The 13,578-nt window shown below is 40.5% G+C and carries 10 protein-coding genes; 8 read left to right on the top strand and 2 right to left on the bottom strand.

What is annotated here, in order from left to right; translation table 11 throughout:
* Positions 1-212: 212 nt before the first annotated feature.
* Positions 213-1,343, bottom strand: coding sequence for an ATP-binding response regulator (locus tag TPSD3_RS11935; RefSeq protein WP_086488761.1), 1,131 nt, complete (start codon positions 1,341-1,343; stop codon positions 213-215).
* A gap of 184 nt (positions 1,344-1,527) precedes the next feature.
* Between TPSD3_RS11935 and TPSD3_RS11930 the strand changes: the two genes are divergently transcribed.
* The 8 genes from TPSD3_RS11930 (at position 1,528) to TPSD3_RS11900 (ending at position 9,884) form a co-directional block, all read left to right on the top strand.
* Positions 1,528-2,301: a TIR domain-containing protein gene (locus TPSD3_RS11930; RefSeq protein WP_086488760.1), complete on the top strand. Its 774-nt coding sequence runs from the start codon at positions 1,528-1,530 to the stop codon at positions 2,299-2,301.
* 12 nt (positions 2,302-2,313) lie between these two features.
* On the top strand, positions 2,314-3,378 hold the full coding sequence (gene rfbB, locus TPSD3_RS17600) for a dTDP-glucose 4,6-dehydratase (protein WP_176329859.1): 1,065 nt from the start codon (positions 2,314-2,316) through the stop codon (positions 3,376-3,378).
* A complete protein-coding gene (rfbA, locus tag TPSD3_RS17595; RefSeq protein ID WP_176329858.1) occupies positions 3,379-4,257 on the top strand; it encodes a glucose-1-phosphate thymidylyltransferase RfbA in 879 nt (292 codons plus the stop codon).
* 27 nt (positions 4,258-4,284) lie between these two features.
* Positions 4,285-4,836 carry a dTDP-4-dehydrorhamnose 3,5-epimerase gene (gene rfbC, locus TPSD3_RS11920; RefSeq protein ID WP_086488759.1) on the top strand — a complete coding sequence of 184 codons (552 nt, stop codon included), beginning with the start codon at positions 4,285-4,287 and terminating at the stop codon, positions 4,834-4,836.
* Between the two features lie 126 nt (positions 4,837-4,962).
* The gene (locus tag TPSD3_RS11915; RefSeq protein WP_086488758.1) at positions 4,963-5,913 is read left to right on the top strand and encodes an ABC transporter ATP-binding protein; all 951 of its coding nucleotides are present in this window, start codon (positions 4,963-4,965) and stop codon (positions 5,911-5,913) included.
* Between the two features lie 24 nt (positions 5,914-5,937).
* Complete coding sequence (locus TPSD3_RS11910) at positions 5,938-6,675, top strand: ABC transporter permease subunit (protein ID WP_086488757.1); 738 nt, start codon at positions 5,938-5,940, stop codon at positions 6,673-6,675.
* 30 nt (positions 6,676-6,705) lie between these two features.
* The gene (locus TPSD3_RS11905; RefSeq protein WP_086488756.1) at positions 6,706-8,616 is read left to right on the top strand and encodes a GldG family protein; all 1,911 of its coding nucleotides are present in this window, start codon (positions 6,706-6,708) and stop codon (positions 8,614-8,616) included.
* Between the two features lie 77 nt (positions 8,617-8,693).
* Positions 8,694-9,884, top strand: coding sequence for a DUF4340 domain-containing protein (locus TPSD3_RS11900; RefSeq protein ID WP_086488755.1), 1,191 nt, complete (start codon positions 8,694-8,696; stop codon positions 9,882-9,884).
* 55 nt (positions 9,885-9,939) lie between these two features.
* On the opposite strand, the gene recB is transcribed toward TPSD3_RS11900, so the two are convergent.
* A complete protein-coding gene (gene recB, locus TPSD3_RS11895; protein WP_086488754.1) occupies positions 9,940-13,545 on the bottom strand; it encodes an exodeoxyribonuclease V subunit beta in 3,606 nt (1,201 codons plus the stop codon).
* Positions 13,546-13,578 lie beyond the last annotated feature (33 nt).

Here is a 13,578-nt window from a genome sequence, read left to right as displayed (position 1 = left end):
GGTCGAGGCTGTAAAAGCACCCAATCCCAGCTACCCTGTACAATACAAAAAAAATAGGGTTCGTAGAATCCTTATTTTGTCAGAATCAGAATTTACAGACACAAGAATTTTCAAAATTTATTCTTGCAAATCATTTATTTTAAACAAATTTTTTATTCTTTAATTCTGTAAATCCTAAAATTCTGTAAATTCTGATTCTGACAGATTGAACATCAAATCACTTTCATCACCGCAGGCAGGGTAAAATAAAATAAACTGCCCTGTCCTTCTTGACTTTCTATCCCCGTTTGACCGTGCAGCTTATCAATAATTTGCCGCACAATCGATAAACCTAAACCATGTCCTTCAATGCCACCTTGTTGATTTAGACGAGTAAACGGCGTAAATAACTGCGCACAAGCCTCTGGCGATAATCCCGCCCCATTATCGCGCACCCAAAAACGCACCATACTCTCTTGCTCAATCACCTCAGCCCCCAATGTCACCTCTGGCGGTTGGCCGCCGTATTTGATGGCGTTACTGAGATAATTCACCCACACTTCTTCCACCCACGGCGCGTAACCGCTGGCATCTGGCCACGTTTCGGGTAAATTTACCTTAACTTGATGCCGATCAATCATGCTCGCCAAACGCTCGCTTAATGACGTATGAATAATATCCGTCATATCTAGCGGACTCATTGGCACTTTATCGCGTTGTGCGACACCAGAAAGCAACAACAAGGCATCAATAATACTTAACATTTTCTGACTGGCTTGTCCCACTTGAGCGACTGTTTCAAGTACATCTGGTTTTGGTGGCTCGTGAGGAGATAATTCCAACAACAACATTTCTGTATAACCCATAATCACGTTCAGCGGATTTTTTAAATCATGCGCCACCGTGCGCGCAAACGCATCTAATTCGATATTGCGCTGTTCTAATTCTTTGCTTCTTTGTTCTAATTCGGTTTGGAGGCGGCGCACTTGTAAATGGGTGTGAATTCGCGCCAACACTTCATCATGTTGAAATGGTTTAGTAATATAATCCACCGCGCCCAAAGAAAAACCTTTGACTTTGTCCACGGTATCTGCCAACGCGGTCATGAAAATAACGGGAATATCTTTGGTGTCTTGAGCTTCTTTTAACCGCTGGCAGGCTTCAAAACCGTCCATCTCAGGCATCATAATGTCTAATAAAATCAAATCAGGATGTGCATGTCCTGCTTTTTGAATGGCACCCTTGCCATTTTTAGCCACTAAAACCTTGAATCCCTCATCAGTGAGGAAATCAAATAAAACACTAATGTTGGCGGGCGTATCATCGACAATCAGTAGTGTGCCTTGTTTGTGTTCAGGATTCATTCCCATGTCATCACATTAGAAAAAATAACGGTAAAATCAGGTAAAATAGCCAAACCACCGTGCAGCATGACTGCACAGCATCTGTGTGCTGGATGAGGTAACAAATACCCATCATCCCGTGTTAAGCAGAGTAGTATAATGAAAAAAAATTATTTTGGGGCATTTCTTTAACGTAGTTTTAAACATGATGATAACGTTGGCCGAACAGAATTTTTTACGACGATTTTTTTTACAACAGTTTGATAAAGATGAAATTAAAGGTTTTTATTTTGCTTTACAAATAGAAATTGATCATTTAGAAGCCAGTAGTCGTGAAAAATTAATGGCCGATTTACTCCACCATTTACAACGACAATCTCGTTTACCCGAATTATTGACGCAAGCCATGCTTCTGCGGCCAAATGCAGCGGCGGTGCTGCGGCCGTTTTTAGAACGTTTAGACAATTTACCAATAAACGCAGAAACGGAGACATTACCGCCGCCGACATTATTTAATGCCGCTTCTGCTGACGAAACCACGAGCGAATCCTTAATTTTCATCAGTTACAGCTCTCGAGATGTGGCATGGTGTCAGCGTTTACAAACTCACCTTGAGCGATGGTTATCGCGCAATCGTCTCAGTGCTTGGGACGATCACACAGAACACAGTCACACCTATCAGACCATGCAGCACGCCATGCAGCGCAGTCATGTGGCTATTTTACTGATTTCATCTCATTTTTTAAGTTCAGACTTTATTTTGACAGAACACATTCCACCCTTATTCTCGCTGCAAAGTCGCGGCCAACTGCGTTTATATCCAATGATTATTAAACCGTGTACGTGGCAATTGGTGGAATGGTTACAAGGCCTTGAGGTGTATCCTGCACATCAACAAGCCTTGTCCATGCACAGCGACAGTCAAATTGATACGCTTTTGGTTCAAATCGCTTCGGAAATTATTCAACATTTACCATAGGATAACTTTGCTATGCAACAGCCGTTACGCATTATTGTCACTGGGGGAGCGGGATTTATTGGCTCTGCTGTGATTCGTTATTTGATTGAACACACGGATGCACAGGTGTGTAATGTGGATAAATTGACTTATGCGGGTAATTTAGACTCTTTACTGACGGTGTCAAATTCACCGCGTTACCATTTTGCCCAACATGACATTGGCGATGTGGAAGCCATGCGCCACGTCATGGCCGATTTTCGCCCTAATGCCATCATGCACTTAGCCGCGGAGTCGCATGTGGATCGTTCCATTGATGGCCCGAAGCCGTTTATTGACACCAATATTGTGGGGACTTATCACTTGTTAGAAGTGACGCGAGCGTATTGGAACAGTTTAGAGGCGACGCAACAGGCACAATTCCGTTTTCACCATATTTCCACCGATGAAGTCTATGGCAGTTTGGGCGAAACGGGATTGTTTACCGAAACCACCGCGTATCAACCCAATTCGCCGTATTCAGCCAGTAAAGCGGCTTCTGATCACTTAGTGCGGGCGTGGCATCATACGTTTAAATTACCTGTGGTCACCACCAATTGTTCTAATAATTATGGCCCGTATCAATTCCCTGAAAAACTCATTCCTTTAATGATTTTAAATGGTTTAGCGGGCAAGCCATTACCGATTTATGGTCGTGGGGAAAATATTCGAGATTGGTTATTTGTCGATGATCATGCGCGTGCTTTATACTGCGTTTTAACGCAAGGGCAATTGGGCGAAACTTATAATATTGGTGGCCATAATGAGAAAACCAATTTACAAGTGGTTCATGCTTTATGCGATATTTTAGATGAATTATTGCCAAATTCTCCGCACCGTCCGCACCGTCAATTAATCCATTATGTCACGGATCGGCCGGGGCATGATTTGCGTTATGCCATTGATGCCAGCAAGATTCAACGGGAATTAGGCTGGAAACCACAAGAAACTTTTGAAACAGGATTGCGCAAAACAGTACAGTGGTATTTAACGCATCAAGAATGGTGGCAACGCATTCAAAATGGCAGTTATCAAGGGCAACGATTAGGAATGTTATAAATGAAAGGAATTATTCTTGCGGGGGGATCTGGGACTCGTTTGCATCCGATTACTCAAGCGATGTCTAAGCAATTATTACCCATTTACGATAAACCGATGATTTATTATCCGTTGACCACATTAATGTTAGCGGGCATTCGGGATATTTTAATTATTTCTACGCCTCACGATACGCCTCGTTTTCAAGAGCTATTAAAGACGGGGGAACAATGGGGCATTCAATTGAGTTATGCGGTGCAACCGTCGCCTGATGGATTAGCACAAGCGTTTATTATTGGAAAATCATTTATTGGCGCGGATCATTGTGCGTTAATTCTGGGTGATAATATTTTTTACGGCCAATCATTCCAACGCCAATTACAAGCCGCCGCGGAACAGCGCACAGGCGCAACGGTTTTCGCCTATCCGGTGCGCGATCCGGAGCGTTATGGTGTGGTGGAATTTGATAAAGAAGGGCGTGCATTAAGTCTGGCTGAAAAACCCGCACAACCTAAGTCACATTATGCCGTGACGGGCTTATATTTTTATGACAATCAAGTGGTCGATATTGCGCATAATATTAAGCCATCGGCACGCGGTGAATTAGAAATTACGGATGTGAATATTGCTTATCTCCATCGTCAGCAATTAACGGTGGAGCGTTTAGGGCGTGGTTTTGCGTGGTTGGATACGGGAACACATGAATCTTTATTAGAAGCGGCGTTGTTTGTGCAGACGGTAGAAAAACGTCAGGGTTTAAAAATCGCTTGTCCTGAAGAAATTGCGTGGCGTAAAGGTTTTATTACCAATGAACAATTGCTGGCTTTAGCGCAGCCATTAAGTAAAAGCGGATATGGTGAATATTTAAAATATTTACTGGATTATGAGCAATCTTTTTAAGATTATTTTGAGTATAAGAGTATTATCATGAAAGTGATTTCTACCCCGCTACCGGGTGTCGTATTAATTCAACCCAAAGTATTTGGGGATGAGCGCGGTTTTTTCTTAGAAAATTACCAAGCGCAACGTTACCGTGAATACGGTTTGCCTGATCAATTCGTGCAAGACAATCATTCGCGTTCGGCTAAAAATGTATTGCGTGGTTTACATTTTCAGAAAAATTACCCGCAAGGCAAATTGGTGTATGTCACCAGTGGTATTGTGTTTGATGTGGCAGTAGATATTCGTGTGGGATCAGCCACTTATGGGCGTTGGGTGGGAGTCACGTTGACGGCGGAGAGTCATCAACAATTTTATGTGCCACCGGGGTTTGCGCATGGTTTTTGTGTTTTATCTGATGTGGCTGATTTTCATTACAAATGCACAGAATATTACCATCCTGAAGATGAAGGATGTTTACGTTGGGATGATCCCGATGTGGGGATTACTTGGCCTATCGCTCAACCGATTTTGTCGGCTAAAGATGCGGCGGCAGGGAGTTTGGCTGCATTAAAAAATGACCCCCAGCGTCCTTCTTAAACAAAGAAATACATTTTTAAGGCTTGAAAACCTCTCGACAGTCCTTACAAAGTAGACGTTAATTTGACCCATAAAGAATACTTTTTATGGGTTTATTTTTTCATACCCAGAGAGAAAACAGACACAATGCACACCCTTATAGAAATACAAAAACTGCGAAAACAGTTTGGAAACTTAGTGGCAGTGGATGACATTTCCTTCCAAGTTGATCGGGGCGAGGTGTTAGGATTTCTCGGCCCTAATGGTGCGGGAAAATCGACCACCATGAAAATGATCACGGGATTTTTAACGCCTAGCGCGGGAAAAATTCGCATTGCAGGCGATGATATTACTGCGAATCCGCTGGCGGCCAAGCGTCGTTTAGGCTATTTACCCGAAGGCGCGCCCGCGTATCCTGACATGACCGTGTGGGAATTTTTGCGGTTTATTGCCGACGTGCGTGAGTTGAAAGGCACACTGCGACAACAGCGTTTGGATTACGTTATTCAACGAGTCAACCTTGCTCAAGTGTTACATCAGCCGATTGACACCTTATCCAAAGGCTTTAAACGTCGTGTGGGTTTAGCCCAAGCAATATTACACGATCCAGAAGTGCTGATTTTAGACGAGCCAACGGATGGCTTAGACCCTAATCAGAAATACGAAGTACGTGGCTTAATTCGAGAAATGGCGCAGGAGAAAGTTATTGTATTATCCACGCACATTTTAGAGGAAGTTCATGCGGTTTGTTCGCGTGCCATTATTATCGCACAAGGGCGTTTGGTGGCTGATGGAACACCCAGTGAATTAGAAGCGCAATCGGCAGATTATAATGCCATCACGTTAACCGTCGATGCACCCAGCGAACAAGCAGAAAACATTCGCCAAACATTAACCGCAATTCATGGTGTAGAAAAGCTGATTATTTTAGAAGAACAAGCGCATCAATTGCGTTATCAATTACTGCCAAAACAACGACAAACCATTGTTGCAGAAGTGAGTCAGACTCTACGGGAAAAACAATGGTCAGTCAGTGAGTTACATGTAGATCGCGGTCAATTAGATAGCGTGTTTCGTCAATTAACCACAGCGCATTAATTCACAGCTACTTTGGAGTTTGTTATGAATCCAGCGATTGGTGTTATTTTTCGGCGAGAATTATACAGTTATTTTTCTACGCCGATAGCTTATGTATTTATTGTTATTTTTCTGCTATTAAGTGGAATATTTACTTTTTATTTAGGGAATTTTTTCCTGCGCGGGCAAGCTGATCTAATGCCGTTTTTTATGTTCCATCCTTGGCTTTATTTATTTCTTATTCCGGCCTTGTCGATGCGTTTATGGGCAGAGGAAAGAAAAAGCGGTTCTATTGAATTACTGCTGACTTTGCCGATTACAGTCACCTCGGCCGTGATTGGGAAATACCTCGCGGCATGGGCATTTACGGCGATTGCGCTATTTTTAACCTTTCCCATTTGGATCACTGTTAATTATTTAGGCAATCCCGACAATATGATTATATTAGCGGGTTATTTTGGCAGTTTATTAATGGCAGGCGCGTTTTTAGCGATTGGCTCTTGCATCTCTGCCATCACGAAAAATCAAGTGATTGCCTTTATTATCACTGTCGTGGTTTGCTTGGCTTTTATCCTGAGTGGTTATCCTTTGGTATTGGATTTTTTTAGCAGTTGGACACCGGCAATCATTGTCGATACCATTAGCTCTTTTAGTTTCTTGACCCATTTCGATGCCATTGGTAAAGGTGTTATTGATGTACGTAATTTGATTTATTTTGCGTCATTAATTGCATTTTGGTTATTTGCCACTGTGGTCTTAATTGAAATGAAGAAAGCCGATTAACATTCATGAATAATTTGGATTTAACCGCTTATGAATAAACTACTGACTAGCACGGGTTTAATAGTGGGTGTGGTTTTATTATTGGCCATTAATATTGTCAGTAATGCCAGCTTAAAAACCGCCCGCTTAGATTTAACCGAAAATCGTATTTATACCTTATCTCAAGGTTCTAAAAATATTTTACAGAACCTGCCAGAACCAGTCACATTGCGCTTATATTTATCAGAGCAATTAGTGCGTGATTTTCCTGCTATTAGCACTTATGCGTTACGGGTTAAAGAATTGCTGCACGAATATCAGCGATTGGCTGGAGATAAACTGGAATTGCAGATTATTGATCCAGAGCCTTTCTCAGAAGCCGAAGATCGCGCTGTGGGCTATGGTTTACAAGGCGTTCCGATTGATGCCAGCAATACCATGTTTTATTTTGGTTTGGCAGGAACGAATCGAATTGGGGAAAAAGAAATTATTACTTTTTTCCAACCCGATAAAGAAGAATCATTGGAATATGATGTCACGCAATTAATTTATCGTTTAGCTCATCCTAAACAGAAAAAAATAGGCATTATTAGCACATTGCCTGTACAGGGAGAAACAGCAATGCCCGCTTTAGGGCGTGCCAATACATCGGCATGGGTTTTTATGGAGCAATTAAAACCCTTATTTGATGTGCAAAATTTGGATAAAGCCGTTAAAGAAATTCCTAATGATTTAGCGGTATTAATGCTGATTCATCCTAAAGAATTGACGGATCAAACATGGTATGCGATTGATCAATTTGTATTAAAAGGCGGGCGTGTGCTGGCTTTTATTGATCCCTTTTCTGAAGCGGATCGCCCTGACAGCAGTAATCCAGCCGCTGCGGCCGCGCATGTACGTCATTCTGATTTAGGGCCATTGGCGGCGACTTGGGGCGTTGAACTGGTGGCGGATAAAGTGGTGGGCGATTTGAAGGGCGCAAAACAGGTGCAAATTGAGCGACAAGGGCGCGCAGTGGTATCCCCCTACCCTGTTTGGATTGACATCGACACAAGCGGTTTTAACACGCAAGACGTGATTACCAACGGCTTAGACACCGTCACTTTTGCCTCTGTCGGCTCGCTGTCGCCCAAAGCAGACGCGGGAACGGAGTTTGTGCCGTTAATCCAAAGTAGCACAGAAGCGATGTTGTTGGAAGCCAACCAGTTATTGGGTTTGACTGATCCGCAGACTTTATTAAAGGATTTTAAAGGGGAAAATCAATTTACATTAGCAGCTAGAATTAGCGGCCAATTTAAAACAGCATTTCCCAATGGCGCACCTGTTTCTGAGGAAGAAAACGCGGAAACCCCGCGTGATCCCTCACCTGAACATGTGAATCAAGCCAGTGAACCCGTGACCGTTATTGTGTTTGCGGATACTGATTTATTAGCGGATCAATTTTGGGTGCGGATACAGAGCTTTTTAGGACAACGCATTGCGATGCCTATTGCAGCCAATGGCACGTTAGTCACTAATGCCGTTGATAATTTAACGGGCAGTAATGACTTAATTAGCGTGCGTAATCGAGGCACTTTTGCACGGCCTTTTACACGGGTTGAAGATATTCGCCGCGAAGCAGAACAACGTTTTCGTGAACAAGAGCAACGTTTGCAAGCGCAGTTAGAAGAAACTGAGTCAAAAATCAATCAGTTACAACAACAACGCCAAGATGCGGCTAATTTAAATTTAACGCCAGAACAAGAACAAGCGTTAGAACAATTCCGTCAAGAGCAGGTTAATATTCGTCAAGAATTGCGTCAAGTACAGCATCAATTGCAAAAGGATATTGACCAGTTAGAAAGCCGTTTAAAATTCCTGAATATTGGTTTAATGCCATTATTAGTGGGTTTTGGTGGCTTGGCGTTGGGCTTGTATCGCGGTCGTCGCCGTCGTACTTTTAAGCAAAACGTCGCACAATAAGGGTTCGATGACATTCTGCGATGTCATGATTATTTTTAATGTGTGACATCGCAGTTGAGTTTTAGAGGATTGACTTTATGAATGTTAAAACGTTATCTATTTTGATTTTAATTGCAGGCCTATTGGGATTTGCGGCTTTTACGCTAACACAACCTGATTCACCACACGACAAAACGACAGAAAGAGAACGCTTATTTCCCTATTTTTCTAGCCAATTAGACACTGCCCAAAGTATTGTTATTACCACCGCGACAGAAACCTTTACTTTGTCTAAACAAGACAATGGTCAATGGGGATTATTAGAGCGGCAAAACTATCCTGTTTCTACGGCTAAAATTAATCCGTTATTATTGGGATTGGCGGATGTGGTTAAGCTGGAATTGGGAACAAGCAACCCTGAATTATATTCCCGTATTGGCGTGGAATCGGTGACGGAATCTGAAGCGAAATCTGTTTTAGTGCAAGTGAAGGCTACCGAAGAAAAGCCTTTGATTTCTCTACTGATTGGCAATCAAGAAGTCTCTGCAATTGATCCAAAACAGAAAGAAATTTATGTGAGAGAGCCAGAATCTAGTCAAAGTTGGCGGGTTTTGGGACAGTTATCTTTTCCCCAAGTGGCTTTAAATTGGTTGGATAAAGAAATTGCTAATTTTCCAACGGATAATTGGCAAACGATTCGAGTTAATTCTAATTCAGAAACAGCCATTGAATTGTTTAAGGAAAACAAACAACAGGCTGATTATCAATTACGCGATTTGCCTGAAGGTGCAACATTAAACAGTAATTCTGTTTATGGCTTGACGGGATTTTTAAATTTCTTAGATTTTGAAGATGTGCAAGCAGTAAATGGACTGACTTTTGAAGAAACCCCAGAAGCCCAAGCCACATTTAAGCAATTCGATGGTTTAACCATTGAATTAACCGTGAAAAAAGCAGGCGAACAACGTTATTTGTTATTAACAGCGCACGCGCCCAGTGAATCTGCTGAATCTACTGAATCTACTGAATCTACTGAATCCAGCGAATCTGAAGCGACAACGGAAACACAAGAACAAGCCGACAGCGCAGAAAATGCGGAAAAAACGCCATCGGCTCAAGTGCGTGCGGCTGAATTGAATCAACGTTGGGAAAATTGGGCATATCAAATTCCTAGCTGGAAATGGGATCGTGTGTTGGTCAAATTTGATCAATTGTACGAAATGCCCGCAGCGGAAAATACGGCAGAAAACACAGAAAATACTGAAGAACCCACAGACGATCTGGAATAATTTCCAGACTATCTTTACCTTAAAACCTGATCGTATTAAATGCGATCAGGTTTTTTTATTGTCCTGCTAAATAAATCGATAATTGTTCCAGTGCATTTTCATCAGGATAATGATAAAAAACGCCATAATCTGCTCCCCATTCAGGACGCATTCCACGCAAAAATAAATAATAAATACCACCAAAATTTTCTCGATACGAATAATGAGGTAATCTCAGTGTTAAATAACGATGTAATGCCACGCTATATAAACAGGATTGTAAAAAATAATCATGTTGTGCCATTGCTTGGCTTAAATAAGAAACATGATAAGCATTTTTTTGCCGTCCTAAATAGTTCGATTTATAATCTACTAAATAAAACTTTCCTTGATATTCAAATACCAAATCAATATAGCCTTTCATAAACCCTTGCAATGGCATAAATTGTAATGTTTCAATTCGCTCTGGTAAAGGAGAAGCTAAATTTTTCACTAAAGGGCGCAAATAGTTTTTTAAACTATCGGCTTTAATGGCTTGTAAAGGATAACGAAATTCTAATTCATTTAGCCGCTGCCCACGCCCAATTGCAGCTAATTTAAAATCAGTTTGATTCGGCATTAAAGGCGTGTGCAATATATTGCCTAATAAATCAGCAATAACAGGTGTCCAATATTCGGCATCATAACCTGCACTTTTTAATTGTTTTTGAATATATTTTTCTTCAATAGGCGCGGTAAAATCTAAATATTGCAATAAAGTGTGCATTAAATTCCCCGCATGTTGTCCGCGAGGAAAATCGAAAATCGTTTTTTGTTCTGGTGCTAAAGTCGGCGTTAATTCCAAATGATCTGTTACATTTTCTTGATCATAATCAGGCATATCTAATAATAGATGGTTGTATCGAGCTGATTGCGCCGTTAATGCAGAAAAACTAGACACCCGCCAATTTCTATTAATTTTTCCTTTAAAGTTTCTCGCAGTCAATTCTAAGGTATCATCAATGGGTTTTTGATAATGTACAGGCTCTTGAGGCAAGGCACGAATGGCAATGGTATTGTTACTGTTTTCGCGCAATTGTTGTAATTGTTGTGCTAATGTCGCATCGTCTAATTTAATAAAATCTTCCGCGCTCCATTGCGAATATAATAAATGCGCTAAAGGAGAAAATTCAGCAGTCTTAATATTGCCCCAAGTCAAATAACAACGGTGTTTAGCGCGAGTAATGGCGACGTAAAATAAGCGTAAATTTTCGGCTTGTTCTTCTAAAATGGCATTGGCTCTAAAATTCTCTTGTTGGGCTGAACCAATGTCTAAAATTAAACGGGATTGTTCGTCATGAAAAGTGAATTGTTGGGCTTTTTTTATCTGTGAATTGCCATCCCATAATAGCGGACAGAAAATAATAGGATATTCTAAACCTTTACTTTTATGAATAGTAATAATTTTAATGCGTTTCTCATCACTTTCTAAACGCAATTGATGCACTTCATTTTGTGCAGTCGTTGCATCTTGTTTTTGATAATTTAACCAACGACATAAAGCAGCCATACCTAATTTCTCTGTCACCACTGCTTGTTGCAATAATTCTCCCGCGTGCAGCACATTGGTTAAACGACGTTCACCATCAATATAAGCCAATAATCGCTCTGGAATTTGCTCATTATTTAATAATGAACGGTACATTTGAATAAACCCACGTTCTTGCCATAATTGATGATAAATTTGAAAGCGTTTTAAATATTGCTGCCATTTTTGATCATTATTCGTTAAATCAAATAAATCATTGCCATTAAAACCTAATAAATCAGTGGTTAAAGCGGCTTTGACTAAAGATTCTTGTGCGGGATTGGCAATGGCAAGTAAAATACGTTCAATATCTGTCATTTCTGGAGCTGAAAATAAACTTTCGTGGCTGTAAATGACACTGGGAATGTGTTGTGCAATTAAGGTTTTTTGCATCTCTTGCGCTTGGCGATTGGTGCGCACTAAAATGGCAATATCTGCGGCGATAATAGGTCTATTTTCTAATAAGGCTTTACCATCTTGCCCTAAGGTTAATAAATGCGCTATTTCATAGCCCACTGCGGTAAAAATTCGTTGTTGCGTGTCGCCTTTATTTAATTGTTTTTCTGGGTTATTGCTGCGCGATAGAAACCAGAAAATTAACGGTTCTTCATAACGCCCTGCAATCATTAATTCGCCACTCTCCGGTGATTTTTCCTCTGGTGCAGAAACCGCATTAAAACGAATGTCATCGAATAAAAAAGGCGATGCGGTTTGGCTAAATAAGGCATTAACTGCATTAATTAATGGCGCATCAGAACGGTAATTAATCGGTAAAGTATAGCGTTGGTGTGCGGTGCGACTGGCTTTAATATAGGCAAAAATATCTGCACCACGAAAACTGTAAATCGCTTGTTTAGGATCGCCGATCATGAATAATAAAGCCGCATTTTCTTCTTCTTTTTCTTGACGGTAAATGTTGCGAAAAATTTCATATTGTAAGGGATCGGTGTCTTGGAATTCATCGATTAAAGCCGCAGGAAATTTTTTACGTAATGATTTTGCTAAAAAATCACCTTGATCACCGTTGAGTGCAGCATGTAAATTTTTTAATAAATCATCAAAAAACTGCACGTTATATTGCTGTTTTTTATACCGCAAATGGGCTTCGACTTCGGCAAAAAGGCGAATTTTTAAAGCCAGTAAACGATTATGATAATGTTCGACTAATTCAGCTTTAATATCGATTAATTTCTGCATCTCAGTGAACAAAGGATTGGCTTTTAATGTTTTTCCTTTTTTTAATTTAACCGAATTTTTGGCAAAACGCTCAAACTCTTCTGGAAAGTGAAGCGAATTTCTTCCACTCAGTAAAAATGAATCAATGGCTTTTTGCCATGCTAAAATTTTCTCTTTTTTATAAGTTTGACGATTTAAATCATCGCAGTGAATTAAATAATCACACACCTCTGCTTGTTCTTTTGCCCACACGTGGCGCACAGTGGCTAGTTGTTGTTGAAATTGTTGCGCTAATAACGGCTTTTCTTCTTCGTTTATTTGATTGGGTTGTAGAATTAAAAAAGGCTGCCCTAAATAACGATCTCCACCGATTTGTTTTAAAAAATCCATCGGCTCAGTTATTTTTTCTTGTAATAGCCAATCAACAAATAATGGCGGCGCAAAATAAAGCTGTTGTCGCCAAAAATCTTCCACCGTTAAACGCAATAAATAACGGTGATCCGCCACTAATTCCGTATCAAATAACACACCGCTTTCAAAGGCATGATCACGCAACATTTGTTTGCAAAAACCATGAATAGTAAAAATTGCCGCTTCGTCAAAACCACGAATGGCCATTTTTAAATGTTCTAAAGATTGCGATATAGAAACGGCTTTTTTTAATAAATCAGCCAATACCACATCTTCACTTTCTCCTTGTTGAAAAGCCAATAACGCATCTTGCAAACGTTGTCTTAATCTATCACGTAATTCTTCTGTGGCTGCTTCGGTAAATGTCACCACTAAGATTTTTTCAATCGATAGCTTTTTTTCTAAAATTAAACGCAGAAATAAACTCGTAATAGTATAAGTTTTTCCTGTGCCTGCGCTGGCTTCAATTAAATTAATTCCTGTTAAGGGAACATCTAGGGCATTTAATTTTTTAATGTGATTCATCATGTCTCCGTTTCGGTACGAAACAAAAAGGATTGT

This window comes from Thioflexithrix psekupsensis, assembly GCF_002149925.1.
Classification (GTDB): domain Bacteria; phylum Pseudomonadota; class Gammaproteobacteria; order Beggiatoales; family Beggiatoaceae; genus Thioflexithrix; species Thioflexithrix psekupsensis.
Note: the sequence above shows the minus strand (reverse complement) of the source record. Positions and strands in the feature narration are given on the sequence as shown.